This window comes from uncultured Prevotella sp. (assembly GCF_946407605.1).
GTDB lineage: Bacteria > Bacteroidota > Bacteroidia > Bacteroidales > Bacteroidaceae > Prevotella.
This window is the reverse complement of record NZ_CAMJOS010000032.1, coordinates 15,275-42,036: the sequence shown is the minus strand read 5'-3', so window position 1 is coordinate 42,036 and position 26,762 is coordinate 15,275. Positions and strand designations below refer to the sequence as shown.

The following is a 26,762-nucleotide window of genomic DNA, read 5'->3' as shown; positions in this document are numbered from 1 at the left end:
TCGTTGGCGCCCAGACGGTGAGCGTTGGTAGCACTCATGATAGAGGCCTTGAGCAATCCGTTGTGCTTGTAAACGCCCATCAGGGTCTCTACAATGAAAGTAGCGAAGCGCAGGTTCTGCTCAGGGGTCTTGCCAGGAGCATGCAGCAACACGCCGTTGTCTGTTGAAAGACTCCAGTTGTTGTGCTTACCACTACCATTAATGCCTGCGAAGGGCTTTTCGTGCAGCAGCACGCGGAAACCGTGCTTGCGAGCCACCTTCTTCATCAGACTCATCAGCATCATGTTATGGTCAACGGCAAGGTTGGTCTCTTCGAAGATAGGAGCCAGCTCGAACTGGTTGGGAGCCACCTCGTTGTGACGGGTCTTGCAAGGTACACCCAACTCCAGGGCCTGAATCTCGAGGTCGCGCATAAAGGCAGCCACACGCTCAGGGATAGCACCGAAATAGTGATCGTCCATCTGCTGGTTCTTGGCAGAGTCGTGACCCATCAAGGTGCGACCCGTCAACAGCAGGTCAGGACGTGCTGCATACAGTCCCTCGTCCACGAGGAAGTACTCCTGTTCCCAACCAAGATTGCTCTGCACCTTCTTCACTGAGGGGTCGAAGTAATGGCAAACATCCGTAGCAGCCACGTTTACAGCATGCAGGGCACGCAGCAGCGGTGCTTTATAGTCAAGTGCCTCACCACTATAAGATATAAATACAGTGGGGATACACAGCGTGTCGTCGATGATGAAGACAGGAGAGGTGGGATCCCAGGCTGAATAGCCGCGAGCCTCAAAGGTTGAGCGGATACCGCCAGAAGGGAAGCTTGAAGCATCAGGCTCCTGCTGTACGAGCAACTTACCAGTAAACTCCTCGACCATACCGCCCTTACCGTCATGCTCAATGAAAGAGTCGTGCTTCTCGGCAGTACCCTCGGTTAGAGGCTGGAACCAGTGCGTATAGTGGGTCACGCCATTCTCTACAGCCCACTGCTTCATACCAGCGGCTACTGCATCGGCTACTGCTCTGTCCAGACGTGCGCCATTGTCGATGACATCGACCATCTTCTCATACACGTCCTTGGGCAGGTACTTGTACATCTTCTCACGATTGAAGACCTTCTTACCAAAATACTCGTAAGGTCTCTCACTGGGTGCTTTTACGTCGAGCGGCTTCTTCTTGAATGCCTCGCCGACAACCTGAAATCTTAATGCTTCCATCTTTTTACTTTTTGGTTACACTTTGTTTGTTTTCGGGTGCAAAGTTAATGCATATTGTTAACCTATGCCTTGATATTGTAGCAGAAAAAATCTTCTTTCTTTCAAAAAGTAACAAATCGTAAGAAAATTATCGTCTTTTTGTGACAATCTGAAACTTTAATACTCATACATTTATTATTCATTTCTGTTGCAATGGCACAAAAACAGGCCTCTGATAAAATTATTTCAAAAAAAAGCATACAGGTTTCAAAAATATTTTGTACTTTTACCAACGAATTAACGAAGGTTCGCTTAGCCGCGATTAATTGGGAACGTGAGTGAGAATCTCCGACTGTCCCGCAGCAGTGAACTCCATTATGGCTCCTAAGCACATACGCCATTAAGATTCGCTTGATAGCGTTCATGCCATTGGACATTTGTCTGAGAAGGCGCTTGGGAGTGGAGGAAAGTCTGAAGACCAGCCTTCGTCGGAAATATGCCGAAGACTCTCGATGTAAGGGTTTGAGGCGCAAGCAATTTTTGTGGATATGAAACATGAGTCAATCGTCGTCGTGTACGACAGTTGTCAGGCTATTGCAGAAGAAATAGCCGACAGGTTGGGTGCTGAAATTGTCAGCGTCCAGAGTGTGAATGCCCGTCACGTAGAGAACAGCCAGAGCTTCGTCCTCGCCCTCGAGTTTCAGGCCGATGGGCAGCTTACGCCCCATTGGCAGTATGCTTGTCAGACGTTCAAAGGCACTAGTCTCAGCGGAAAGCACGTCGCCATGTTTGTGGCCTTGGGCAACAGCATAGACCACGCAGCTGCCGCAGAATCGGTTCGCAAAGCCCTCAAAGCCTGCGGAGCGCATGTCGTGGGCCAGCCCGCCTTCGTCAGTTCGCCCCAGTGGAACACCGATAACTGGGCATGCATCGTCTCGCCTAATCTGTAACCCATCTCATCCCCACACCATTATGATATATATAGTAATAGTAGCTTTCGAGTTCATCGTTACCATCTTCGGCGTTGTCCTGATTATCAAATACAACGAGCACAGATCGTAAACATCTGACTCCAATTCGCACATCGTTTTTGCGGACATTTGTAATGTTTGCAATGCTTTGGACAGGCCTGAATAGGCCACATGCGTTTTTTCTCTCTATTTTGTTGGTCTTTGGAAAAAAGTTATTATCTTTGCAAAGAATTTAAACATAAAGGAAGAGAGAATGAGAAAGACTATGTTTTTGATGTTGCTGGCAGCAATGCTGCTGACGGCATGCGGCAACAGCGAACGACGCAAAGAGATTGACCAGCGACGGGCAGCACTGCAGCACAAACAGGACTCATCGCTGCTGGCTGCTCAGCAGGAGTTGGCCATCGTGGACTCGACGCTAGAGGCAGTAAAAGCCGAATACGAGCGGATGAAGGTGGAAGTGGAGCAACATCGTGCTGAACTGCGTGCCACAGAAGAGGAGCTGATGACGCTGAACCTGCTGCGAGTGCATCGCGATTCGCTGCAGGTGCAATGGGACATGCTGGGTGCAAAAATCAAGTATATCCGTCAGAAACAAAAAGAAATGGAGTGAAATTTGGCTATTTCGTTAGAATTAAGTAATTTTGCACCCGCATTATGAATATGTTTGAAAAGACCAACGCAGAATTCGAGGCTGCCATTGCCGAATGTCGCGACATCTTCCAAAAGAAGCTGCACGACTATGGGGCTTCGTGGCGCATACTGCGTCCATCATCGCTGACTGACCAGCTGTTCATCAAAGCCAAGCGCATCCGTTCACTGGAAATCAAGAAAGAGTCGCTGGTTGGCGAGGGCATCAGGCCAGAGTTTATGGCGCTGATCAACTATGGCATCGTGGGACTGATACAGCTGGATAAGGGCTTTGCCGATACCGTTGATACCAACAACGACGAGGCGATGGTCCTCTACGACCGCTATGCCCATGAGGCGCTGGAGCTGATGAAGAAAAAGAACCACGACTACGACGAGGCTTGGCGAGGCATGCGTGTGAGCAGCTATACCGACCTGATACTCACCAAGATAGAGCGCATCAAGGAGATTGAAGACCTGAGCGGCGAGTTGCTGGTAAGCGAGGGCATTGACGCCAACTATATGGACATCATCAACTATGCAGTCTTCGGACTCATCAAGTTGAGTGAGAAGTGATAAGTGATAAGTTGAAACGAATTGCCGTAAATATATGCCGGCTGGTGCTCGCCGTAACGTTTATCCTATCAGGATTCGTCAAGGCCGTTGACCCGCTGGGCACGCAATATAAGATTGAGGACTACCTGCAGGCTATGGGCCTGACAAGTCTGACTGGCCCCATGGGCAGCTGGGGGGCACTGGCAGTGGCAGTAGTGCTGGCAGCAGTGGAGTTCTGCATCGGCATCTTCTTGCTATTTGCAATCAGGCGCAGGCTGAGTTCCCGTCTGGCACTGGTTATCATGGCGGTGATGACCCCTTTGACATTATGGCTGGCGCTGGCCAATCCCATCAGCGACTGCGGATGCTTTGGCGACGCCATCGTGCTGACCAACTGGCAGACGCTATGGAAGAACGTGGTGCTGCTTGCAGCAGCCGTTGTGGTGGCCAAATGGCCTTTGCAGATGGTACGCTTCATCGGCGAGTCCAGCCAGTGGATTGTCATCAACTACTCGGCGGTGTTCATCCTGGCCATTGCAGGCTGGAGCCTCTACGACAGGCCACAGTTTGACTTCCGTCCCTATCATGTGGGCAGCGACCTACGCACAGGGTGGAACAAGATGATGGATGGCGAGGAGTCGCCCTATACCGACTTCTTCATAGAGCGGATGGACGACGGCGAGGACATCACCGAACAGGTGCTGGGCAACGAGGGCTACACCTTCCTGCTGGTGGCACCCTATCTGGAGAAGGCCGACGACTCACAGCTGGACCTGATTAATCAGGTATATGAGTATGCTCAGGACTATGGCTATCCGTTCTACGGGCTGACAGCCAGTGGCGAGAAAGCCGTGAGCCAGTGGCGCGACCTGACAGGCGCTGAATATCCGTTCTGTCAGACTGACGGCACCACGCTGAAGACCATCATTCGCAGCAATCCAGGTCTGCTGTTGCTGAAAGACGGTGTAGTGATAGGCAAATGGAGTCATAACATGCTGCCTAACGAGTACGACCTGGACAAGCCGCTGGAAGAGTCGGAGCTGGGCCATCTGTCTGGCGACTCTGTGGCTCGACGTATTCTGGCTTTGCTGATGTGGTTTGTGCTGCCGCTGGTATTGCTCAGCATAGCCGACCGCCTCTGGGCTTGGACCAAATGGATAAGAAAACGTAAAGACAACTATAATTCTATCAACAAAAAAGAAGAAAAAATGAGAAAGAAAATTGTTGCAGGTAACTGGAAGATGAACATGAATCTCCAGGACGGTATCGCTCTTGCAAAGGAGCTGAACGAGACTTTGAAGGCTGAGAAGCCTAACTGTGGTGTAGTAATCTGCACTCCATTCATCCACCTCGCTTCTATCGCACAGTTCCTCGACCAGAACATCATCGGTCTGGGTGCTGAGAACTGCGCTGACAAGGAGAAGGGTGCTTTCACTGGTGAGGTTAGCGCCGAGATGGTAAAGAGCACTGGTGCTCAGTACGTTATCCTGGGTCACTCAGAGCGTCGTGAGTACTACAAGGAGACTCCAGAGATCCTGAAGGAGAAGGTGCTTCTGGCTCAGAAGAACGATCTGAAGGTTATCTTCTGTATCGGTGAGTCACTCGAGGAGCGCGAGGCTGGCAAGCAGAACGAGGTAGTAAAGGCCGAGCTCGAGGGTTCAGTATTCAACCTCTCTGAGGAGGACTTCCGCAAGATCGTTATCGCCTACGAGCCAATCTGGGCTATCGGTACTGGTAAGACCGCTACCGCTGAGCAGGCTGAGGAGATCCACGCTTACATCCGTTCAATCATCGCTGAGAAGTACGGTCAGGCTGTAGCCGACGATACTACTATCCTTTACGGTGGTAGCTGCAAGGCTAGCAACGCTCCTGAGCTGTTTGCAAAGCCCGACATCGATGGTGGTCTGATTGGTGGTGCTTCACTGAAGGCTGCTGACTTCAAGGGCATCATCGACGCCTTTAAGTAAACAAAAGTAAAAAGGTAAAGAAGTAAGAAAGTAAAAGATTTAATGATTATGCGTATGAAGACAAGGCTATTGCAACCTATTATTAAAAAGGTATTAGTCATTTTACCTTTTTACCTTTTTACTTTTTTACCTTTAACCGCACAGACTTATACTCAGCGCATACAAAAGACTGCGCAGGGTCAGGGTACGGTGACCATCCATCAGGATGAAGCCATCGACGAACTGGTAAACGGCGTTGCCACACCTGCCACACCTAAAAAGGACAGCAAGCCGGCAGCAAAGCCACAGAACCAGACGCCAAAGCCTCAGACCCCTACCCCAACTCCCAAACCACAGACTCCCGCCGTCGTAGTGGAGCTGCCAGAGCCAGCAGCCGTTGACTCTATTGACAACGCTGGATCAAAACGCACGTTTAAGACCACGGGCTATCGCATCCAGGTGTTTGCTGGCGGCAACACACGTCGCGACAGACAGCGTGCAGAACAGGCTGGCAACGCCCTCAGGCAGTTGTATCCTGGCGAGGAGGTCTATGTACATTTCTATTCGCCCCGATGGATATGCCGTCTGGGCAACTACCGCACCTACGAGGAGGCCCACGAGAAGATGCTGGAGATACGTAAGATGGGCTATGAATCGGCTACTGTCGTGAAAGGAAAGATTACCGTCACACAATAATATAATGACTACAGAACCAGAATACAGAGAAGGCCTCGAAGAGTTGGCCTCACACTATAAGAGAATCCTCGAGCTGCTGGGTGAAGACCCCACTCGCGAGGGATTGGAAAAGACGCCTATCCGTGTGGCAAAAGCCATGCAGGTGCTGACCCGCGGCTACGAGATGGATGCACGCGAGGTATTGATGGGTGCTTTGTTCAAGGAAGACTATAATCACATGGTCATTGTCAAGGACATTGACTTCTTCTCGCTTTGCGAGCACCACATGCTGCCCATGTATGGCAAGGTGCATGTGGCCTATATCCCCAACGGCTACATCACTGGCTTGTCTAAGATAGCCCGTGTGGTCGATATCTACAGCCATCGTCTGCAGGTACAGGAGCGCATGACCATGCAGATACGCCAATGCATTGAAGAGACCCTGCATCCGCTGGGTGTTATGGTGGTGGTTGAAGCCAAGCATATGTGCATGCAGATGCGTGGTGTTGAGAAGCAGAACAGCATCACCACAACCAGCGAGTTCAGCGGTGCCTTCGAGCAGGCCAAGACTCGCCAGGAGTTTATGAACTTAATATCACACCAATATATTTAACATTCAACTCAAAATCCCATAACTACTATGAAGCCTAGTGATCGCGGCTCATACCGCAAAAAAGAATCTCTTTTTTCATCGTTCACAAACAGCTGTCTGGGACGTATCCTCATCAGTATCTTCATTCTCATCGCACTGATGGTTATTGCCGTCATTACGAAACCCTCTGAGGAGACGATGTTTGCCGAGACTAACGACAACATCCGCCAGTGTATTGAGGAAAACGACAGTTTGACGCTGGACGGTCTCGACGAGATGGTGAACAATATCGGCTATATGTTTTCAACAACCGATACCACCAGTGCTAACGAAATGATGGCCCAGTTCGAGAAGTACAACCGACTGGAGTATTACGACCACACGCTGTTCTCTACCATTCGTCTGTACAACAACTACCGCATCGAGGGCGTACGCTGTGCCGTAGGCATCTTCGGTATGGTTATTCCTACTGCCAACTTCAACGACTTCCTGCTACGCGTAGGTCCTGTCAGAAAAGACTATAACCAACCAGTTGTCACCAATCCTGGAGGCGATGAGGAATATTTCGGTGAGAACCCCGACCTGGGCGGCGTGTTCCGCTATGAAGGAGAATAAACTATAAAAATGATTCGTCGAATCGTCATTTTGCTATACACCACGCTGTGGTGCATCGCTATTGGTGCGCAGCAGCAAGAGCAGTCATTCATCAGCGGAGCGGTGATTGACGATGAGACGGGTGACTCTATATCGTTTGCCAGCATTGTTTATAAAGGGCATAACGTCTCGGCAGTGGCCGATGCCTGGGGCAAATACAAGATTGAACGCCACGAAGGCTGGAACATCACCGTCAGCGCCGTAGGCTATAAGACACGCATCATTGCCATCATTGGTCGCACCAGGAAGCATCTGAACATCCGACTGAAGCCCGACAACAAACAGCTGGAGGGTGTCACCATCAAGTCTTCACGCAGTCGCTACAGCCGCAAGGACAACCCTGCCGTAGAACTGATGAAGCGCGTGGTGGCAGCGAAGAAAAAGACCAATCTGGCCAACAACGACTATTACCGCTACAACAAATACGAGCGTCTCACCGTAGCACTCAACGACCTCACCCCAGAGCAGTTGGAAAAGCCGCCTTTCTCCAAGACGCCCTGGCTGCTCAATCATGTGGAGGTGAGTCCCTACACCAACAAGCTGGTGCTGCCTGTCAGCGTTGACGAGACCGTATCGCAGAAGTTCTATCGTAAGTCGCCTCACGACGAGAAGAACATCATTCAAGGACAGACCTCGACGGGTATCAACGACTATTTCCAGACGGGCGACATCATCAACACGGTGGTAAAGGACGTTTTCACAGATGTTGACCTCTACCAAGACGACATCCGCCTGCTGCAGCGCCCCTTCACCTCGCCCATGTCTGAGGCAGGTATCGGCTTCTACCGCTATTATATAGAAGACACGCTGGCCATAGGCATGGACAGTTGCATACACCTATCGTTCCTGCCTAACAACATGCAGGATATGGGATTCCGCGGTGATCTGTATATCCTGAACGACTCTACCCTCCATCTGCGTCGCTGCCAGCTCACTATCCCTAAGCAGAGCAGCGTCAACTTCGTAGAAAACATGCAGGTGATGCAGGAATACGAGAAGCTGCCCGACGGCCAGTGGGTGCTTACTCAGGACGATATGACCACCGAACTCAAGCTCTTTGATTTCATCAGTACTGGCGCCCTCGTCACACGTATCACCCGCTATTCGGAATATGCCTTCGACGAGGTGCCCAATAAGATATTCAAGGGCAAGAAAGACGAGGTGACTGAGGCCGACGCCCAGATGCGCGACAAGGAGTTTTGGGAGCAATACCGACAGGTGGAGCTCACCAAGAGCGAGAGCTCAATGGATAAGTTCATGCACAACATTGAGAACACCAAGGGCTTCAAGTATGTGCTCTTCGGCCTTAAGACGCTGTTCGAGAACTCGCTGGAGACAGGCAACCCCAACTATCTAGACATCTGTCCTGTCAACACCTTCATCACCCAGAACTACGTTGACGGCTGGCGCTCACGACTGAGTGCGAAGACCACCGCTAACCTCAACAAGCACCTGTTCCTATCAGGCTACTACGCCCACGGCTGGGGCAGTCATCGCAACTACTACAACGCTGAGATGACCTACTCGCTCAATGCGAAGAAGTACCTGCCCCACGAGTTCCCACGGCGCACGCTCACCCTGCAGTCCACGCAGGATATCTTCTCGCCAGGCGACCGCTTCATGGAGTCCGACAAGGATAATATCTTCGTGGCAATAAAGTGGGCCGAGACCAACAAGATGATGTCGTACAACCGTCAGCAGGCTGCCTTCGAATACGAGACCGACTGGGGCCTCAAGGCTATTGTCAGCGGAAAGATGGAAGAGAACGAAGCCTTCGGCAACATGTCGTTCCAGACACTCGACAAGCCCTATATGCCGAACTTCAGCAAGACGGGCAACCATGAGTACCTGCGCACCACCGAGGCCTCTATCTTCCTGCGCTATGCTCCTGGCGAGACCTATATTAATAATAAGCTGCGCCGACGCGTCATCAACCTCGACGCCCCTGTGTTCAGCATCCGCCACACCATTGGCTTTAACGGCGTGCTGGGCGGCGACTATAACTTCCACCTCACGGAGGCTCATATCTTCAAGCGTTTCTGGCTGAACAGCTGGGGCAAGTTCGATGTCGACATCAAGGGCGGCATACAATGGGACCAGGTGCCCTACCCCCTCCTCATCATGCCTGCTGCCAACCCCTCGTTCATCCAGCAGCCACGCACCTTCAGCCTCATCAACACGATGGAGTTTCTTAACGACCGCTATGCCTCACTTATGCTGGCATGGGATATGAACGGTAAGATTCTCAACCGCATACCCCTGGCCAAGAAACTCTACTGGCGCGAGTATCTGGGACTGCGCATGCTCTGGGGTGAACTCTCCGACAAGAACAACCCCTACCTGCCAGAGAATGCTGGCAACGAGCGACTGATGTATTTCCCTGAAGGTGTGAACCTCATGACCTTCAATCATCCCTATGCCGAAGTGGTGGTAGGTGTGCACAACATCTTCAAGTTCTTCCGCGTAGAATGGGTCAAGCGTCTCACTTATAAAGACCTGCCCACCGCTCCACATTGGGGCATACGCTATGGTGTGTCGCTCACCTTCTAACCTCATGCGAATAGGACTTTTCATTGAAAACAAAGTCACCCTATTCGCGCACGACAGTTAGCTAATTCTGGTAATTTCGGATGTGCTAGTTAGTGGAAAATTCACTTTTTCCTTTTTTTTTTCATAGTTTTTTCATATCTTTGTCGCAGATTTTACATACTCTACCCAAGGTCTACCCAAGGTCTACCCAAGGTGTAGCCAAGGTATAGCCAAGGTGTAGCCAAGGTAAAAAGGCTGACATCACCTTGGATAGAACCAGAGTACTGCTTGGATAGGGTATGGATAGAGTGAAGGAATAAGTCTGTTGGGAATAATAAAATATTGTAGAAACTAATTATATAACAGTATGGTAAAAATTAAACAAGTCGGCGTTGGCCGAATGGCATCAGGAAAAATCGATGGTATTACGTATGTAACTCGTGGGGATGTAACCTTTGCGCGTTCCAAGCCCACTATGCCCGCACACGTCTACACCACTCCGGCGGCCAAAAAACGTCGTGCCATCTTTAACATGATTCAGATGCATTTGAAGCATCATCTGCCTACACTTCGCAAGACGATAACACCCAAAGGAATCGGAAGTGCCTATACCCGCTATTATTCGCTTAATGCCAAGCCGCTTGCCAGAGCCTTGGAGGTGTTGGCGGAGGAAATGGTGGCTGGGAAGGATGTTACCATCAATGATGTTGAGGAGGCCATCATTGCTTACGCTGCCGACCATCCCGATGAGATTTGTATTGCAAGCCTCAAAGGCTACAAGGATTTGTTTCTAAGCGGTCCTTGGCCTGACACCATTACTCTCCATGCAGTCAAGGGCAAAAGCACTGTCATCATCACCGCTATGTAGCATCTCAAAAAAAACGAAGGCGTAGTGAAACACGATAATTAAAAACCCGCACGAAACTCCTGAGTCACCCAAGTCACCATGCAGAATTTCCTGTTTATAGGGGTTTCAAGAGAGTCAACTTCTCTGAAATGTTAAAATCACCGAAGTCAAAAAAAATAAGAGGATGAGCCTCATGACTCATCCTCTTCGATTGGTCGGGATTACTGGACTCGAACCAGCGACCTCGCGCCCCCCAGACGTGTGCGCTACCAACTGCGCTAAATCCCGATCCTTTTTTTAAGCTTAGCACTGACGTTTTCGTCGAATGCGGGTGCAAAGGTACAGAGTTTTTCCGAGACTGCCAAATTTTTCCTAAAGTTTTTTCGTTTTCCTGCGTTAATCTTCTCAAATAGCTTTCGTATTTCAGTTTTATTTTGTATCTTTGCCCCAATTATGACAACATATAACATCACAAAACCTAAACGACTGCAGGCAACTATCAAATTACCTGCGTCGAAAAGCATATCAAACAGAGCATTAATCATCTATGCACTGGCTGGCGGCGACATTCTGCCAGAGAACCTAAGCGACTGCGACGACACGAAAGTTGTGATTAATGCGCTGAAAAAGATGCCAGAGGTCATCAACATCAAGGCGGCAGGCACCGCCATGCGCTTTATGACGGCCTTTCTGGCTGCCACAGAGCATGGTGAACATGTCATCACTGGAACGGAACGTATGAAGCACCGCCCCATCAAGATTCTGGTGGACGCATTGCGACAGCTGGGTGCCGACATCCAATACGAGAACGAAGAGGGTTTTCCACCCCTGCGCATCAAGGGCGCTATGCTCGATGGCGGAACGCTGGAGGTGGCTGGCAACATCAGTTCTCAGTTTATCTCGGCATTGCTGCTCATTGGTCCTGTGCTGCGCAAGGGTATGACGCTGCGCCTGCTGGGCGACATCATCTCAAGGCCCTACATCGACCTGACGCTGTGGACCATGCGAGAGTTTGGCGCCGAGGCCGAATGGACCTCGGTAGACACCATTACCATTCAGCCCAAGCCCTATACAGCACGCCCCTATCTGATTGAAAACGACTGGAGCGCAGCCAGCTACTGGTACGAGATGGTGGCGCTGAGCGACGACCCAGAGGCCCAGGTACGACTGGAAGGACTGATGGACGGCTCAAAGCAGGGCGACTCCAGCGTGCGTTATATCTTCAGCCTGCTGGGCGTGAAGACCACGTTCGCCACCAGGAAGTCTGGTGTGCCTACCACCATCACGCTAAGCAAGAGCGGACACAGGGTGATACGCTTGGAGTATGACTTCGTCAACGCCCCCGACCTGGCCCAGACCTTCGTCTGCGCCTGTTGCGCAATGGGTGTGCCCTTCCGTTTCACTGGTCTGCAGACACTGAAAATCAAGGAGACCGACCGTATCGCGGCCTTAAAGACCGAGTTGGGCAAGCTGGGCTATGTCCTCGAAGCCATCAATGACCGCGAGTTGAGGTGGGACGGCACCAAATCTCCAGCCTCCAACCTCCAATCTCCAGCCTCCATCGACACCTACGACGATCACCGCATGGCGCTAGCCTTTGCTCCTATGGCACTCGTCAGTCCCATCTGCATCAACAATCCAGAGGTTGTTTCGAAGTCTTATCCCCATTATTGGGAGGATTTGGAGAATGCAGGGTTTACAGTAAACGAGTAACGCTATGCAGTTTGCACTGATATGTATAGGAGCTTTGGTGGCGCTGGGTATTGTGGCGGCATTGGCGTCGATGCTGACGAAAGGCGGCACCGACGAGCCTGTTGTAGAGGCTCACGACTGTGCCTCCTGCAGCAGCAAAGTCTCCGGAGATTGTAAAATTGCCTGCCTGATGGAGGAGAAAAAGCGCAAAGAAGGCAATAAATCAGAAGTTTAGGAGTTCTTTAATTATGCATTAAGCATTAAGAACCAAGCATTATAAAGAATGCGCAGGCACAATTACATATTATTGATTGTCGTCGTCAGCACGCTGCTGACGGCCTGCTCTGTGCATAAAAACACGGCAAGGAGCCGTTTCTGGCAGTCGTTTACTGCAAGATACAATACCTATTATAATGGTCAGCTGGCCTATATCGACGGCGCTCTTGAGAAAGAGAAAGGCAACAAGGACAACTTCACCGAGATGCTGCCTCTGCATACCGTTGGCAACAAACAGAGCCTGACAATAGGCAAAGGCAACTTTGAGCGCACGGTAGAGAAGATGGAGAAGACCATCAAACAGCACTCTATCAAGGCCAAGCCCGAATGGAAGAAGTCACGTCGCAAGACAGCACGCGACAAAGAATGGCTGGGACGCAAGGAGTATAACCCGTTCCTGTGGAAAGCGTGGCTGATGATGGGTATGGCACAGTTTCAGAAAGGCGACTTCGACGAGGCTGCGGCCACCTTCAGTTATATGTCGCGACTCTATCAGTCACAGCCTATGCAGAACGGCATAGCTCGTGCCTGGCTGGCCCGCTGCTACGTAGAACTCGACTGGCTCTACGATGCCGAGGACGTGATTCGCAACATGAGTCGCGACTCCATTCACTACCTGGCTAAGAAACACTGGGATGTGACCTATGCTGACTACTATCTGAAGACTGGCGAGCTGGAGAAGGCTGTGCCCTACCTGCGACAGACCATCAAACACGAGAAGCGCAAGACGCAGAAAGCGCGCGAGTGGTTCCTCATGGGACAGGTTTTAGGTGCCCTGGGACAACGTGAGGAGGCCTACAAAGCCTATCAGAAGGCCATCCGTCAGAACCCGCCTTACGAACTGGAGTTCAATGCCCGCATTGCCCAGACTGAGGTGATGGCTAAAGGCAATTATAAAAAGATGATTGCGCGTCTGAACCGCATGGCGCATTCTGACAATAACAAGGATTATCTGGATCAAGTGTACTATGCCATTGGTAATATCTACCTGATGCAGAAAGACACCACACAGGCCATCGCTGCCTATGAAAAAGGCAACGAGAAGGCTACACGCAGTGGCATAGAGAAGGGTGTGCTGCTATTGAAGCTGGGCAACCTGTACTGGGTATTGGAAAAATACAATGATGCCCAGCGTTGCTATGGTGAGGCTATCGGACTGCTTGACAAGGAGCGCCCTGACTATGAGGAGCTGTCGAAACGCTCAAAGGTCCTTGACGAGCTAGTGCCCTTTACCGATGCCGTCCATCTGCAGGACTCGCTGCAGGAGTTGGCCTTGATGCCTGAGAAAGACCGTTTGGCAGCCATCGACCGCGTCATCGACGAACTGAAGAAAAAGGAAAAGGAGGAGCGCAAGAAGCAACAGGAGGCCGAGGTAGAGCAAGCACTGCAGAAGCGAAACACTACTGGCAACCGCAACCAGCCCAGACAGACCCCACAGCAGAATACGAATGCGAACAACACTAACGGCCAGTGGTATTTCTACAACCAGATGGCAGTAAACCAAGGTAAGCAAAGCTTCCAAAAGCAGTGGGGCAAGCGAGAGAACCAAGATGACTGGCAGCGTGCCAACAAGACGGTGGTGAATCTTGACCTGCCGGAAGACACAGAGACTCCTGAAGTCCCTGACAGTCTGGAAATGCCAGAAATGGATACCACTGAGCTCAGCGATTCCGTTGCTGGCGATACTGCCGAGGCTGACACGCTGGCCAACGATCCGCACAACCGCGAATACTACCTGGCACAGATTCCCTTCACTGACGAGCAGAAAGCCGCAAGCGACCTGATTATCATGGACGGACTGTTCAATGCTGGCATCATCTTCAAGGACAAACTGGAAAATATGTCGCTGGCAGAGAAGCAGTTAGTGCGTCTCACCACTCAATATCCTGACTTCGAGAAAATGGATCAGGCATGGTATCACCTCTTCCTGCTCTACTCAAGAAAGGGCGACACAGCATCGGCCAACGCCTGTCTGGAGAAACTGATAGAGAACTATCCTGAGAGCGAATGGACCATCCTGCTTAACGACCCCTACTTCGAAGAGAATGCACGCTTTGGTGAACATATCGAGGACTCGCTCTATGCTGCCACCTACGACGCCTTCAAGGAAAATAACCACAGCATGATTCACGCCAATGCGAAACTCTCAGAAGAACGTTTCCCATTGGGCGAGAACCGTCCTAAGTTCATCTTCATCAACGGCCTCAGCCTGTTGAATGAAGGCGATGCGAAGGGCTGTGTGGCAGAACTGAAGACGGTGGTGGAGAAATATCCACAGAGTGAGGTCACCGAGATGGCTGGTATGATTATCAAGGGTGTGCAGGAGGGAAAGACACTCTATGGCGGTAAGTTCGACCTCGATGATATCTGGTCACGCCGTGATGTGACCCTCGAGCTCGACTCTGCCTCTGCCGACACGCTATCGGCCGACCGCAACGTGCCGTTCCTTTTCATGTTGGCCTATCAGCCTGACTCGGTCAACGAGAACCAGCTGCTCTACGAGATGGCTCGCTTTAATTTCTCTAACTTCCTGGTGCGCAACTTCGACCTCGAGATAGAACGCGAGCAGGGTTTCAGCCGCATGCTCATTCGTGGCTTCCTCAGCTTTGACGAGGCGCTGCAATATGCCCGTCAGCTCTATGCTGCCGATGTCATGCAGGACGTACTGACCCACTGTCGCAGTGTGGTCATCAGCGAACGCAACCTGACACTTATCGGCACGCGCTACAGCTACAGGGACTACGATGAGTTCTATGAGCGGGTGTTCCTGCCACTGCCCATCACCAACGAGGAACTATTGAACACGCCTACCGACATGGAGGTGTTCGACGCTGACGATGAGCCAGAAGAAGAGGAGGAAGAAGAGGAAGAATACGAAGATGATGATGACTTTGACCTCTGGTAAGGTTTAAGGTTTGAGATTTAAGGTTTGAGGTATATGAATTACAATCTGCTATGGGTTGACGATGAGGTGGAGCTACTGAAGGCCCACATCATCTTTCTCGAGAAAAAAGGTTACGAAGTGACTACCGTGAGTAACGGCACCGATGCCATCGACCTGTGTCGCAACAGGTCCTTCGACCTCGTATTGCTCGATGAGCAGATGCCAGGCCTCAGCGGTCTGGACACGCTGCAGCGCATCAAGCAGATATCGCCTGCCACTCCTATAGTCATGGTGACCAAGAGCGAGGAGGAGAACATCATGGAGCAAGCCATAGGACAGAAGATTGCCGACTACCTCATCAAGCCTGTGAACCCCAACCAGATTCTGTTGGTACTGAAGAAGAACATACATCGTCGCGAGATAGAGACCGAGGTGACACAAAGCCGCTACCAGCAGCAGTTTCAGCAGATTGCCATGCAGATTATAGACTGCCGCACATGGCAGGAATGGATTGCTGTGTACAAGCAATTGGTGCACTGGGAACTGCAACTGTCGAGTACCGACTCACAGATGACGGAGATGCTGGCCATGCAGAAAGAGGAGGCCAACCTTGGCTTTGCCAAGTTCGTCAAGAAGAACTACCTAAACTGGGTTGGCGGCGGCAGTTCTGATACGCCACTCATGTCTAACCGTATCTTTAAGGAAAAGGTCTTCCCGCTTCTGAATCAAAAGGAAAAGGTATTTCTGGTAGTTCTCGACAACTTCCGCTACGACCAATGGCGAGTATTGGCTCAGGAAATTGGCGACCAGTTCGACCTGGACGAGGACTTGTATTGTTCCATCCTACCTACGGCCACACAATATGCCCGTAACGCCATCTTCAGTGGACTGATGCCCAACAAAATAGCCCAGATGTTTCCTGACCTCTGGGTGGACGAGGACGAAGAGGAGGGCAAGAACCTCAACGAGGGACCACTTATCCAGACACAACTGGAGCGCTATCGCCGTCATGAGTCATTCTCGTACAACAAAATCAACTCTTCTTCCGATGCCGAAAAGTTTATGCAGCAACTCAACCAGTTGGGCAAGAACGACCTGAACGTCGTAGTTTTCAACTTCATCGACATGCTGAGCCATGCACGAACAGAGTCTAAGATGGTACGCGAGTTGGCTAACAACGAATCGGCTTATCGCAGCATCACATTGTCATGGTTCCGCCATTCTGTCATCGCCGAGTTTTTCCGCTGGTTGGCTCAGACCAACTATAAGGTTATCGTCACCACCGACCACGGCTCCATACGCTGCACCAAACCCGTGAAGATTGTGGGCGACCGCAACACCAATACAAACCTGCGCTATAAGTTGGGTAAGAATCTGGGATACGATGCCAAGGACCTCTTTGTCATCAAAGACCCCGCACAGGCCCAACTGCCATCGCCCAACCTTTCTACGAGCTATGTCTTCGCCACTGGCGACTCGTTCTTTGCCTATCCTAACAACTACAATTACTACGTGTCCTATTACAAGGACACATTCCAGCACGGCGGCATCTCAATGGAAGAGATGATTATTCCGCTCATCACAATGACAGGTAAGAAACGATAAGAATAAGGATTATCCGTTATCGATAATCACCGTTGGGGTATCATGATAGCGGCCAACGACAAGGAAATGCTTATGCGTCTTGTAGCGATAGAGACCCGCCATCGTCGTAATTACCAACTCATAGCTCTGACCTATCTCCAACTGGTCGAGAGTGAGCAACTGGTTATAGCTCGTTGACTCTTTCGGCTTGAACTCATAGAACAAGCTGTCAGGAATGAGAACCGTCTGTGGGTCATCAAGGTTGACCGTGGTTGAGAAAGTTCCTTCTGGTGAACTGATGCCAGTAAAGATAAAATGTACGTTGCTACCACAATAGGTGCGTAGCAGCTCGAAGCTGGCGCTGAGGCAGTCTACATCGCAAACCATAATACAACGCAATGCTGGCCACAGTTGATGTACCATCTGCGTACCAATATGGTGATCTTCCATTATTTCGCGAATGGCGTTGGCCCGTTCAGGATTTTGCGGTATGCAGGCAGTGCCGTTTTCTATATCCTCGGTCAACTTGGGCCAGTTCTTCTCGATATAGCGCAACAGTTCCACCATGTAGTCATAATGCTCGCAGATGGCCAGCGATATGTCTTTCTGACTAAGGGCATAGAGTGCCTGTAGATAGCTATAGTCTGCTTGGTCTTGTTTGCCTGCTATATCAACAGGTATGGCATATATCTGCTTACTGTCAAAGTCACGCTTCACCAACAAACGCCCCAACAGATTACCTATAGTCATTCCAGAGGATAGTCGCTCCACATTATTATCAACGAGGTTGAGTGTCATGCCCTCTGTCAGATAGCCATAATTGCCTGCCAGATAGAAGCCCGCACAGAAACTGTAGTCATAGCTCGTCTGCACACTCCATCTTGACTGGGGCAACTGCTTCTGTCCATCAAAGGTAGATATGTGCTCTGTGAGATAGGCCGTCAGGACGTTTCGTTCGCCCTTGGCAACACGCTCGATATAGGCAGAATAATCATCATAAGTGGTCAGGGGCAGATAGCATCTGAAATCGGCCATGTTATGGATGCCTTCAAATCGATGGTCACGTCCGAACAACGTCTTTGCATTCTCACGCACCAGCCTCATGACAAATTCCTCCTGACTGCGCATGGGATTGTAGGTAATGTCCTCCAGTCTGCTTCTCACTTCCTGGCCATCAGCCCACCGTGTCTCATTCACTATTTTGATGATCTTCTCGTCCATAGGCGTTATCGGTTCCTACCCTTGATGAGTTCTGGATTGGCAATTTCTATTTCATATTGTTCCACCGATCCTTTCATATTGAAGGTCAGAGTGGCACTGTCTGTAGTGACATCCAACGAGCATGGTGCACCTTCAATCAAAGGAATACAGCTGTTGCTGCCCACAGGGAAGCCACAGCATACGGGGATGTCATATTTGGCAAGGTGAGCAATCAGCATCTGCTCAACACAACCATACTGCAGGTCGTACTTGACGGAATTGAACGAACCGAAGATAATGCCTTTCACCCTTTCGAAATCATTCTGCAACGACAACATGTAGAACAACCTATCTATACTGTGCAGCGATTCTTCCACTTCTTCTATAAAAAGAATGATGTCTTTCTTCGGTGGGAGGTGGTATCTTGTGCCCGATATGGCAGAATAACTTGAAAGATTGCCTCCTATAAGTATTCCTTCTGCATGACCGGTACGGTTATAGGGGTTGCCGGGAATCTTATATTGTGGCAATGTACCAAAAAGAATATCTCGAGTGAGAGAGGTAGCCGGCTCCTGGCTGCCTGCTATCTGGAATGCCATAGGGCCGTGGATGCTCATGATGCCGGCATTGGCCACAGCATAGAGCAGAGTGGTGATATCACCATGACCTATCAGCCATTTAGGGTTTTTCTGGAAGTATTCTGGCGGTATGCGGCTCAGCAAGTGAAGTGAACCATAGCCACCACGCGAACATATAATCGCCTTAATGCTGCTGTCTTCGAATGCCCACTGCAGGTCTGCGGCACGTTCATCTGCCGTTCCTGCGTATGCATTAACATTCAGATTGTTGGTGTGGGGGCCGATGACAGGTTGTAAACCCCAGCCCTTGATGGTCTCTGCAGCTAACTGAATGGCCTCTTGGGGCACCCAATAGGCGGGGGATATAAAAGCCACTTTATCCCCTGGCTTCAGATAGGGCGGTTGTACGATCTTTTTTCCTTGATACATATTTTTATAATTATAGTTTCTGGCAGCTTTCTGTACCGATATACAAAGGTACATTATTTTTTGATAATAGGCAATAGTTAGCAGTCTCACAACTGCATTTTTGTAAATTCTGAGACTATTTTTGTAAATTCTGAGACTTCATCCAGTCTGTGACGGTCTGCCCTTTGAACAATTTGAACGCTGTTGCAAAGGTGCTGTAGCTCTTGAAACCACTCTCGTAGGCTAACTGATTGGCGGTAATGGGACGCATCAATGAAGAAGATTCATTATAAATGCGTTCGAAATGTTCGATGCGCAGGCGATTGATATAAGCATTATAGGTTATACCCTGTTGAGCGAAATAACAACTCAAATAGGTACGGTTGGTGCCAACAATCTCGCTGAGTTGTGTCAGCGTCAGGTCGTGTAGCAGATAGAGTTTTGGTGTTTCGCAAAAGTCATGAAGCAAGGCACCAATGTTAGAGGGAACGGCTACGGAGGCACTCTTGGGTTCGTCGTCGCAATCCGTGATGGTTTCATCTATGACCTCTTCGAGTTGCTGCAATGTCTCCACACGCCAAAGCAGGAAGACGATGATGAAAATAGTGTTCGCTTGTGCCAGATACTCCCTAACAATCTCTCCTGGGTTCGTTGTATATATCTCATATATAATCAGAATAATAACCACAAAGAGCAGACTCTGCCACACCTCTTTATGCTCCAAGTCGGCATAGTTATCGTGCAGCCAACGACCATAACGTATCAGTGCATAGACGTAATGGGCAACAAAGACGACCATGACTGTCACCTCCCAATAGTGTAACATCTCTAAACCATAGAATTCATCGTGTTTGGCAATTCCTATGAAAGCCAAAACGACAATGGGTATTTGAGTCAGAACCCAAGGCCAGAAACGACGATGACGGTCCTGCAACATACGTAGCAGCATAGCCATCGCGAGCGGCACGAGTGTGACATGGTCGAGTGCTACTGCTGTGATGTTGCGCACCAAACGGTCATCTGTCAGCCAATAGAAGCCAAGCGCAAACCACCACACGTGACTCAGTACCACTGCCATAAAGAAGGCTGCCGTGCAACAACGTAGCACCTTTGGCGGATTGACATCTGGTGCAATAGCATTGCTACGCCTTAGCCACAGATAAAGAGCAGCCAATAGGGCCAGCACAGTAGTGCCGCCATAGAACATGAGAAATATAAGGTCTTGTAAACTCTGATGCGCGTACATAATTAATTATTATTCATCATCAGAGCCATCAGCAATAGTAAGACCAGCACGGTATTCTGCAGGCGTAATGCCATAGCAGCGCTTAAATTGTTCACGAAAATTAGGAGCGGTGAAACCCACTTCACGGGCCACATCGGTGATGTTCTTCTCAGGGTGGTTGGTTAACAGGTCATAAGCCACCTCCATACGGATAGAGTTGATATACTGAGGAAAGGACATGCCATCGGCAAAGGCATTTAGCTGATTGTTCAAATGGTGACGGCCAATACCGAAGCGCTCCATGATGTCTTCACGCATCAAATTCACTTGCGCATAGAGGCGTTCATTACGGATAATGGAATCAATAGTTTTAAATAGGTCTTTGTCCATGCGGTTAAAATTTTCTTCCGCAAAATTAATCATTATTGGTTTAATTTGGAAGAAAACATATGCACATATTTGGTATATGGCCCAAAAAAGTGCATTTCAGACGTGAAATGTACATCATTATCTTACATTTTCTTACGCAATTTCTGGAATTCAGCCGGTGTTACACCATATCTCCTCTTAAACTGTTCACGGAAATTTGCAGGCATAAAGCCCACCTCAGAGGCAATTGCAGAGACCGTCATTTCTGGATTGTCTCGAAGCAGGCAGAGTGCCTCCTCCAAACGAATATTGTTGATATACTGTGGAAAGGAAAGTCCATCAGTGTGCTCAGACAATAGGTCGTTAAGTGCATGGCGACTGATTGAGAACTTGTCACAGATATCCTGACGCTGCAAGCCGACATTGGCAAAAAGTCGCTCTGTGCGGATGGCCGTATCAACAGATAAAAAGACATCTGTCTGCTCTTCCTTCATGGGGAGAGCTTGGGGGGCAAGCTGCTGCGACTGCTCATTAATCATACGTACCAAGGCACGGTTCTTTTCTGTGACAACACGCTTCTGTCGGAAGAAATAGAGGGCAAAGACGATGGCCAGCAGGGCTAAAACCGCTATGGCGACACTGATGATATGTAAGCGCTCGGCCACAGCCTGTTGTTCATGAATCATCAACTGCTGTTCCTGGGCATGATAGCGGGCGGCATAATCATGGGCTTCACTGGCATGAAGACTGTCGCTCAACGCTTTCGAGAGGTTGGCATAACGTCTTTGGTAATCGTAGGCTTCCGCCTGATATCCCTTGGAATATGCTGCGACAGCTCGTGAACGAAGGATGACGGCATAGTCATCGTTGAGCGTGTCACCAGCCATACGACACTCCATCTCATCGTAAGTGGTCAATGCCTCGTCATACATACCCAAGGCCATCTGCGTGGAGGCTATCATGCGGCGGGCCATGAAGGTCTTGCCGTAACCACTCTGATTAAATAACAAGAGATAATCTTCAGCCTTTGCCCTTTCATTGTTCAAGGCATACGCCTGCGCCATGAATGCCCATGCCTGTGCACGACAATAGTCCAGATAACGGTCACGGTCGGTGGGGTTGTCACTCCACGACAGGCGGTAGCTGTCCTCAGCATAGTCCTTTGAATGTTGTTCGTAGTGGTCCAAGCGGTCGAGGATGCGCTGTGCCAACAGAATGACTTCGGCATCACGATGTAGTTCATTAAGGGCGTTGATCTTACGTTTTACAGCAACGATAAAGGCATCCATGCGGTCAATGCTACCGGGAGCATCGAGGTGGCTGATGGCTTCGTCGAGTTTGTCAAGTCCTTCGTCAACCCGTCCCAGAAACGTCATCACCAGACCAATATCGGCCTCAGTGCGCCATCGTTCGGTGTCTTCGCCCTGCTGCTGACAAAGCGTGGCCTTTTGTGTAGCCCAATGCAGATACGCTTCATCATCATGTTTGACACGACTGGTGGCAATGAGCATGTCATAGATATTCTCCTGCTCTGAAGGCTCATTTCTTACCGAGTCGTGACAGAGTAGTGTCTCACAGATTATGATAGCAGAATCCGGATTCTGCTTCTCGAGTGACTTGCTGTAGATTTTAGCGCGGATAAACTGAGCTCGGTATTCGCTGATATTGCCTAAAAGCAAGGCAGAATCGAGCAGGATGAGCGCCCGTTCTGGATTTGTGGCATAAACTACTAATACTGAGTCCTGTTGGTAAGGCGTATCACCCAGGTGCGGCAATTGTCTCACAGACTTGTCTCCCCCACAGCCACCGGCCAACAGGAGGACAAAACATAGTATGGTTAGATATGCCACCTTTTTCATATCATCGCTTTTTAATTGCAAAGATAAGAAAACTTTTTCTACATTCAAACAAAATACAAGAAAGAATAACAATAAAGATAAAAATTGCTGTTTTATTTTGTATTGTGCTCACTTATTCGTATCTTTGCCAACAAAAATTATTGTAATGGAAATACAGATTAAGAACATTGAGACTATTCGCGAGGCAGCTCGCGAGTTTATTGAGAACATAGGCGAACACAAGGTGTTTGCTTTCTATGGAAAGATGGGGGCAGGCAAGACCACCTTCGTCAAAGCCATCTGCGAGGAGCTGGGTGTGGAGGACGTCATCACCAGTCCCACCTTCGCCATTGTCAACGAGTACGAGGTAAAACTCAAATCTCAAAGCATCTTCCACTTCGACTTCTATCGTATCAAGAAACTGGAGGAGGTGTACGACATGGGCTATGAAGACTATTTTTACTCAGGTTCCCTCTGTTTCATAGAGTGGCCCGAACTGATTGAGGATCTACTGCCCGATGATGCGGTGAAGGTGAATATAGCGGAGAATGCCGACGGCACAAGAACCGTGAGATGGTAAACTGAAACAAATAAACAAATCAAAAGAATACTACAAATGAAGAAACTACTGACATTACTAATCGCCCTCCTAACGCTGAACGCCCCCATATCAGCACAGACCACCGTGCTCGGCGATTTCGTTGCCGAGGAAAACATGAAGAGCGGCCTGCTGCAGATGCTGGCCAACTTCGCCACATATATGAAGAACGACTTCCAAGACTGCGTAGCGCCCAACAGCGTGGGCGAGGTGTGCGGATGCTTCAAAGGTGAGAACACCATGGCCAACGACGAACGAGGCGTGCGACCCAATGCCGACCTCTCGATGATTTGCGCCTTCCTAGCAAAATATGGAAAAGACAAGGTGACACTGCCCGAAAACGTCACATGGGACGACATCGAGACGATAGCTATGAAGAGTCTGGTCTTTGCCTACTCCACCCATAAGGCCAACAAGCTGAAGGTTTGCTCAGGCAACAACTACTGGGGCTCCACATCTACCAGCGATGCCGTTTGGGAGAGCTCACTATGGGCTATGAGTGTGGCCTACAGTGCCTTCTTCCAATGGGACAAGCTCAGCGATACACAAAAGAACTATATCTACAAACTGCTGAAGGCGGAATGTAACTACGAACTGAACCGCACCATACCCACTGGCTATGCCGGCGACACCAAGGCCGAGGAGAATGGCTGGGAGGCGGATGTATTGGCTGTCACCCTGGGATTGTTTCCCAACGATGCATTGGCACCACGATGGTTCCAGCGGCTGCGTGAGTTTGCCATCAATAGCTACTCGCAAAAGGATGATGCCAAGGACTATACCATCATCGACCCTGACTACGACCAGAAGACAGTAAAGGACCTGTATAAAGGACAGAACCTCTACGATGACTACACGCTACAGAACCACAACTACTTCCACACCTCCTATCAGAACGTCGTCATCCAGGAACTGGGCGAGGCTGCACTGGCGCTGAAGCTGTTCCAGCAGGAACTCTACGGCGAGGAGAAATGGAAAACCAACGCGCTGATGCACAACAACGACAAGGTGATGCAGGAGGTGCTCTACTGGCTGGCACTCAGCGACGGCGAGCTGGCAATGCCTAACGGTAACGACTGGAGTCTCTTTCTATATGACCAGATCACCAGCTACTCAACCAATGCCTGTTTCCTGCGAGACCCGCATGCCCTGATGCTCGAGAACATGGCCTATAAGATGATTAAGCATCGACAAACAACCACCACCGACGGCTCGTGGCTGCTGCGTGCCGATGTAGGTGCTCGACGCATGGGTGTGGAGGCCCACCGCGTGATGATGACGTGGCTGATGCACGAGATGCTCTCTACCGCAGACCTCACCCCCACCCTTTGGGACGACTTCAATCGTACCTACAGCACTGCGAAGATTCTGTCATCGCAGAACATCGTACGTGCTGCCTCCAAAGACCGCTTCACCTGCTTCTCATGGAGTGCTGGCCTCCAAAGCTACACGGGCTACATTGCTCCTAATACCTCAAACCTCAAACCTCAAACCTCAAACCTCATCGTCCCCTTCCGTGCCAACAACACCGGCAACTTCCTGGGCTGGTATGAGGTACAAGGCAAAGCCACCAATGCTACCCCCGTCATTGCAGGCATCTACGACCTGCGAGGCAACAGCTACGTGATGAACGGCGAGCTGAATACCAATGACGGCACACTGAACAACCGCTTTGCCATCTACTCTACACCAGGCAATGCCGTCGTCTATATAGATTATGTACGCGCTAATGCCCCCTGCACCATCACTGCCGAGAAAGGCGGACTGATGGCTATCAGCGTGGATGAGATGACACAGACCACACGTACCTTCTATCATACATACCCAGAGAGTGAGATGCAACTTGACGGCAGCAAGTTGACCGTCATGAAGACCCCACTTATTAACATTGATAACGCATTAAGTGTTTTGACATTAGGGCCAGGAGAAGAATACAGAAAAATGGCGTTTGGCGAGCGTTCTAACAACAATTCCATAATGACTGCTAAGTTCTATGCCATGTACGATGACACCAACAGGACATACAAAGCAAACGACGTGGTAGGCAGAAGGGCGATGGTATACTATAGCAACAATGCCTCTGACAGCACGCTCAAGCTCTATACCATGAGCAAGCAACTCTCCACACCAGATGGTTGGAATGGTGCCATCGTTTCTGATCCGGATGCGACTCACTATCTATTGCTGAGCAACTTTGCCAGCGACCAGAAGTGCACCATTGAAAATGCATGGACTTATATGGGTAATCCTGTGTTCACTACTGAGACGACAATAGACGATCAAGGATCAACAGCCACCTTTATTGCCGAGGAGAACCATTCGGTGATTAATACCCTGAAAATATTTATTATAGGTCAGGGCGTCACGGCCATCCAAGATGCCAATGACTCAACAGCCATCTATGTGCGCAACGACATAAAAGGTAAGAACACCATCAAGGTGAATGGCGTGGACGAAGGACAGACTATCAACAAAGAGATAGAACTGAGCAACAAGGTTATCAAGATTTCAATACGTGGAGGCGAGCTTCTGGTCGAGGAAGCTGCCGGGTTTCCTGAAACGGCAGAAGCAGAAGACCTCACGAAAGGCTACAAGGACATCACAGAAGAGAAACTCGTAAACGCCTCGTTCGAAACAGACGAGACATACGGCAAAGCCGATGGCAACGTGACGCTGGGCAGCGTGACCTACAATCCCTGCTATGTAAACACAGTGAATGCCGTCAACAGCAAATGGCCCAACATACTACCCGTCAATGGGTGGACGGCAGGCAATACGCTGTCAAGTGCCTCTAACTTCTGTCGTATGTATTCCATGCCCTATAGCACCACGCAGTATTGTGTCAGTCCTGCTAACGTAGGTAACTATTCTGCACGCTGTCCCCGACCCTTGTTCGATGAAACATGCGGCACACGTGTGCTGACGGTGCTGAACTCATGGTCGGCAGGTTCGAACGCCATCACACAGAAGGTGACGCTACCAGAAGGAAGCTACCGGCTACTGATGGATGTGCGCTGTGAATGCACCAACATGACATCGAACAACGGCAAAGTGATAACCACCAGCGGCAACAACACCTGCACATCGCTCACGGGAACCAAGATTGGAAGCACAACAGACTACCGCTATCCTACGGAAAAGAACACGTGGCAACAGCTGTGCTATGACTTCGAGCTCACAACTGAACAAACCATCACCATCTCGTTAGGCTATCGCTCATCAGCCAGCGCTGGTGCCGCTAACAACACGCTGCTTTATATTGACCATCTGCAACTGCTTGCTGCCGACGATAACACGACATTTATCAAAGAGGTGGGAGAAAAAGAAATAACGACCTCGCCAAAGATATATGACCTGCAAGGACGACAGATAAACAACACAAACATCCATCGAGGACTATATATCCAAAGCGGACATAAGTTTCTCAAAGAATAAAACACAGATTATTTAGGGATAGACAAAAAAATTCACTGCAAGCCGTCCGGGAATTGACGACTTGCAGTGTTTCAAAAGAGGGATATTTA

The 26,762-nt window shown here is 49.9% G+C and carries 21 protein-coding genes, 1 tRNA gene and 1 riboswitch; of the genes, 15 read left to right on the top strand and 7 right to left on the bottom strand.

The window, feature by feature from the left end:
* Positions 1–1,208 (bottom strand): glutamine synthetase III (locus Q0R57_RS12100; protein ID WP_294748015.1); only part of this gene is annotated, 1,208 nt, incomplete at its 3' end.
* Positions 1,209–1,474: 266 nt separating this feature from the next.
* Positions 1,475–1,689: riboswitch (cobalamin riboswitch) on the top strand.
* A gap of 46 nt (positions 1,690–1,735) precedes the next feature.
* On the opposite strand from Q0R57_RS12100, the gene Q0R57_RS12095 reads away from it, so the two are divergent.
* From Q0R57_RS12095 to Q0R57_RS12055, 9 genes are all read left to right on the top strand, one after another.
* Entirely contained in the window at positions 1,736–2,137 is a 402-nt protein-coding gene (locus tag Q0R57_RS12095) for a hypothetical protein (RefSeq protein ID WP_294748013.1), read from the top strand.
* A gap of 274 nt (positions 2,138–2,411) precedes the next feature.
* Positions 2,412–2,771 (top strand): hypothetical protein, encoded by a 360-nt coding sequence (locus Q0R57_RS12090; RefSeq protein WP_294748010.1) that lies wholly within the window; start codon positions 2,412–2,414, stop codon positions 2,769–2,771.
* 44 nt (positions 2,772–2,815) lie between these two features.
* Complete coding sequence (locus Q0R57_RS12085; RefSeq protein ID WP_294748007.1) at positions 2,816–3,364, top strand: DUF1599 domain-containing protein; 549 nt, start codon at positions 2,816–2,818, stop codon at positions 3,362–3,364.
* Between the two features lie 11 nt (positions 3,365–3,375).
* Entirely contained in the window at positions 3,376–5,310 is a 1,935-nt protein-coding gene (tpiA, locus tag Q0R57_RS12080; protein ID WP_294748004.1) for a triose-phosphate isomerase, read from the top strand.
* Between the two features lie 189 nt (positions 5,311–5,499).
* Positions 5,500–5,985: an SPOR domain-containing protein gene (locus Q0R57_RS12075; protein WP_294748000.1), complete on the top strand. Its 486-nt coding sequence runs from the start codon at positions 5,500–5,502 to the stop codon at positions 5,983–5,985.
* A 4-nt stretch (positions 5,986–5,989) separates the two neighbouring features.
* On the top strand, positions 5,990–6,577 hold the full coding sequence (folE, locus tag Q0R57_RS12070) for a GTP cyclohydrolase I FolE (RefSeq protein WP_294747997.1): 588 nt from the start codon (positions 5,990–5,992) through the stop codon (positions 6,575–6,577).
* A gap of 27 nt (positions 6,578–6,604) precedes the next feature.
* The gene (locus Q0R57_RS12065) at positions 6,605–7,171 is read left to right on the top strand and encodes a hypothetical protein (RefSeq protein WP_294747995.1); all 567 of its coding nucleotides are present in this window, start codon (positions 6,605–6,607) and stop codon (positions 7,169–7,171) included.
* Between the two features lie 9 nt (positions 7,172–7,180).
* Positions 7,181–9,760 (top strand): DUF5686 and carboxypeptidase-like regulatory domain-containing protein, encoded by a 2,580-nt coding sequence (locus Q0R57_RS12060; RefSeq protein WP_294747991.1) that lies wholly within the window; start codon positions 7,181–7,183, stop codon positions 9,758–9,760.
* A 379-nt stretch (positions 9,761–10,139) separates the two neighbouring features.
* Positions 10,140–10,607, top strand: coding sequence for a hypothetical protein (locus Q0R57_RS12055; RefSeq protein WP_294747988.1), 468 nt, complete (start codon positions 10,140–10,142; stop codon positions 10,605–10,607).
* Between the two features lie 191 nt (positions 10,608–10,798).
* Here Q0R57_RS12055 and Q0R57_RS12050 read toward each other — a convergent pair.
* A tRNA-Pro gene (locus Q0R57_RS12050) sits at positions 10,799–10,874 on the bottom strand.
* A 165-nt stretch (positions 10,875–11,039) separates the two neighbouring features.
* On the opposite strand from Q0R57_RS12050, the gene Q0R57_RS12045 reads away from it, so the two are divergent.
* The 4 genes from Q0R57_RS12045 to Q0R57_RS12030 are packed head-to-tail and all read left to right on the top strand — an operon-like array spanning position 11,040 to position 17,043.
* Positions 11,040–12,299: a 3-phosphoshikimate 1-carboxyvinyltransferase gene (locus tag Q0R57_RS12045; protein ID WP_294747986.1), complete on the top strand. Its 1,260-nt coding sequence runs from the start codon at positions 11,040–11,042 to the stop codon at positions 12,297–12,299.
* Between the two features lie 4 nt (positions 12,300–12,303).
* Positions 12,304–12,513 (top strand): hypothetical protein, encoded by a 210-nt coding sequence (locus Q0R57_RS12040; RefSeq protein ID WP_294747983.1) that lies wholly within the window; start codon positions 12,304–12,306, stop codon positions 12,511–12,513.
* 48 nt (positions 12,514–12,561) lie between these two features.
* Positions 12,562–15,459: a tetratricopeptide repeat protein gene (locus Q0R57_RS12035; protein ID WP_294747980.1), complete on the top strand. Its 2,898-nt coding sequence runs from the start codon at positions 12,562–12,564 to the stop codon at positions 15,457–15,459.
* A 33-nt stretch (positions 15,460–15,492) separates the two neighbouring features.
* Positions 15,493–17,043: a PglZ domain-containing protein gene (locus Q0R57_RS12030; RefSeq protein ID WP_294747977.1), complete on the top strand. Its 1,551-nt coding sequence runs from the start codon at positions 15,493–15,495 to the stop codon at positions 17,041–17,043.
* 9 nt (positions 17,044–17,052) lie between these two features.
* On the opposite strand, the gene Q0R57_RS12025 is transcribed toward Q0R57_RS12030, so the two are convergent.
* The 5 genes from Q0R57_RS12025 to Q0R57_RS12005 all read right to left on the bottom strand — a co-directional run bounded on the left by Q0R57_RS12025 (position 17,053) and on the right by Q0R57_RS12005 (position 22,661).
* The gene (locus Q0R57_RS12025; RefSeq protein ID WP_294747975.1) at positions 17,053–18,243 is read right to left on the bottom strand and encodes a GH3 auxin-responsive promoter family protein; all 1,191 of its coding nucleotides are present in this window, start codon (positions 18,241–18,243) and stop codon (positions 17,053–17,055) included.
* 5 nt (positions 18,244–18,248) lie between these two features.
* Positions 18,249–19,229 (bottom strand): LD-carboxypeptidase, encoded by a 981-nt coding sequence (locus Q0R57_RS12020; protein ID WP_294747972.1) that lies wholly within the window; start codon positions 19,227–19,229, stop codon positions 18,249–18,251.
* 115 nt (positions 19,230–19,344) lie between these two features.
* Complete coding sequence (locus tag Q0R57_RS12015; RefSeq protein WP_294747969.1) at positions 19,345–20,454, bottom strand: AraC family transcriptional regulator; 1,110 nt, start codon at positions 20,452–20,454, stop codon at positions 19,345–19,347.
* A gap of 9 nt (positions 20,455–20,463) precedes the next feature.
* Positions 20,464–20,823, bottom strand: a complete 360-nt coding sequence (locus tag Q0R57_RS12010; RefSeq protein ID WP_294747966.1) for a helix-turn-helix domain-containing protein — start codon at positions 20,821–20,823, stop codon at positions 20,464–20,466.
* 122 nt (positions 20,824–20,945) lie between these two features.
* Positions 20,946–22,661 (bottom strand): helix-turn-helix domain-containing protein, encoded by a 1,716-nt coding sequence (locus tag Q0R57_RS12005; protein ID WP_294747963.1) that lies wholly within the window; start codon positions 22,659–22,661, stop codon positions 20,946–20,948.
* A gap of 145 nt (positions 22,662–22,806) precedes the next feature.
* Between Q0R57_RS12005 and tsaE the strand changes: the two genes are divergently transcribed.
* Complete coding sequence (gene tsaE / locus Q0R57_RS12000; RefSeq protein ID WP_294747960.1) at positions 22,807–23,220, top strand: tRNA (adenosine(37)-N6)-threonylcarbamoyltransferase complex ATPase subunit type 1 TsaE; 414 nt, start codon at positions 22,807–22,809, stop codon at positions 23,218–23,220.
* A 36-nt stretch (positions 23,221–23,256) separates the two neighbouring features.
* The gene (locus Q0R57_RS11995) at positions 23,257–26,673 is read left to right on the top strand and encodes a hypothetical protein (RefSeq protein WP_294747956.1); all 3,417 of its coding nucleotides are present in this window, start codon (positions 23,257–23,259) and stop codon (positions 26,671–26,673) included.
* Positions 26,674–26,762: the final 89 nt, after the last annotated feature.

Excerpts from the sequence above, each read along its gene's own strand:
- Q0R57_RS12095 (WP_294748013.1), top strand. The coding sequence starts at position 1,736 with ATGAAACATGAGTCAATCGTCGTCGTGTACGACAGTTGTCAGGCTATT.
- Q0R57_RS12090 (WP_294748010.1), top strand. The coding sequence starts at position 2,412 with ATGAGAAAGACTATGTTTTTGATGTTGCTGGCAGCAATGCTGCTGACG.
- Q0R57_RS12085 (WP_294748007.1), top strand. The coding sequence starts at position 2,816 with ATGAATATGTTTGAAAAGACCAACGCAGAATTCGAGGCTGCCATTGCC.
- folE (WP_294747997.1), top strand. The coding sequence starts at position 5,990 with ATGACTACAGAACCAGAATACAGAGAAGGCCTCGAAGAGTTGGCCTCA.
- Q0R57_RS12065 (WP_294747995.1), top strand. The coding sequence starts at position 6,605 with ATGAAGCCTAGTGATCGCGGCTCATACCGCAAAAAAGAATCTCTTTTT.
- Q0R57_RS12060 (WP_294747991.1), top strand. The coding sequence starts at position 7,181 with ATGATTCGTCGAATCGTCATTTTGCTATACACCACGCTGTGGTGCATC.
- Q0R57_RS12055 (WP_294747988.1), top strand. The coding sequence starts at position 10,140 with ATGGCATCAGGAAAAATCGATGGTATTACGTATGTAACTCGTGGGGAT.
- Q0R57_RS12045 (WP_294747986.1), top strand. The coding sequence starts at position 11,040 with ATGACAACATATAACATCACAAAACCTAAACGACTGCAGGCAACTATC.
- Q0R57_RS12040 (WP_294747983.1), top strand. The coding sequence starts at position 12,304 with ATGCAGTTTGCACTGATATGTATAGGAGCTTTGGTGGCGCTGGGTATT.
- Q0R57_RS12035 (WP_294747980.1), top strand. The coding sequence starts at position 12,562 with ATGCGCAGGCACAATTACATATTATTGATTGTCGTCGTCAGCACGCTG.
- Q0R57_RS12030 (WP_294747977.1), top strand. The coding sequence starts at position 15,493 with ATGAATTACAATCTGCTATGGGTTGACGATGAGGTGGAGCTACTGAAG.
- Q0R57_RS12025 (WP_294747975.1), bottom strand. The coding sequence starts at position 18,243 with ATGGACGAGAAGATCATCAAAATAGTGAATGAGACACGGTGGGCTGAT.
- Q0R57_RS12020 (WP_294747972.1), bottom strand. The coding sequence starts at position 19,229 with ATGTATCAAGGAAAAAAGATCGTACAACCGCCCTATCTGAAGCCAGGG.
- Q0R57_RS12015 (WP_294747969.1), bottom strand. The coding sequence starts at position 20,454 with ATGTACGCGCATCAGAGTTTACAAGACCTTATATTTCTCATGTTCTAT.
- Q0R57_RS12010 (WP_294747966.1), bottom strand. The coding sequence starts at position 20,823 with ATGGACAAAGACCTATTTAAAACTATTGATTCCATTATCCGTAATGAA.
- Q0R57_RS12005 (WP_294747963.1), bottom strand. The coding sequence starts at position 22,661 with ATGAAAAAGGTGGCATATCTAACCATACTATGTTTTGTCCTCCTGTTG.
- tsaE (WP_294747960.1), top strand. The coding sequence starts at position 22,807 with ATGGAAATACAGATTAAGAACATTGAGACTATTCGCGAGGCAGCTCGC.
- Q0R57_RS11995 (WP_294747956.1), top strand. The coding sequence starts at position 23,257 with ATGAAGAAACTACTGACATTACTAATCGCCCTCCTAACGCTGAACGCC.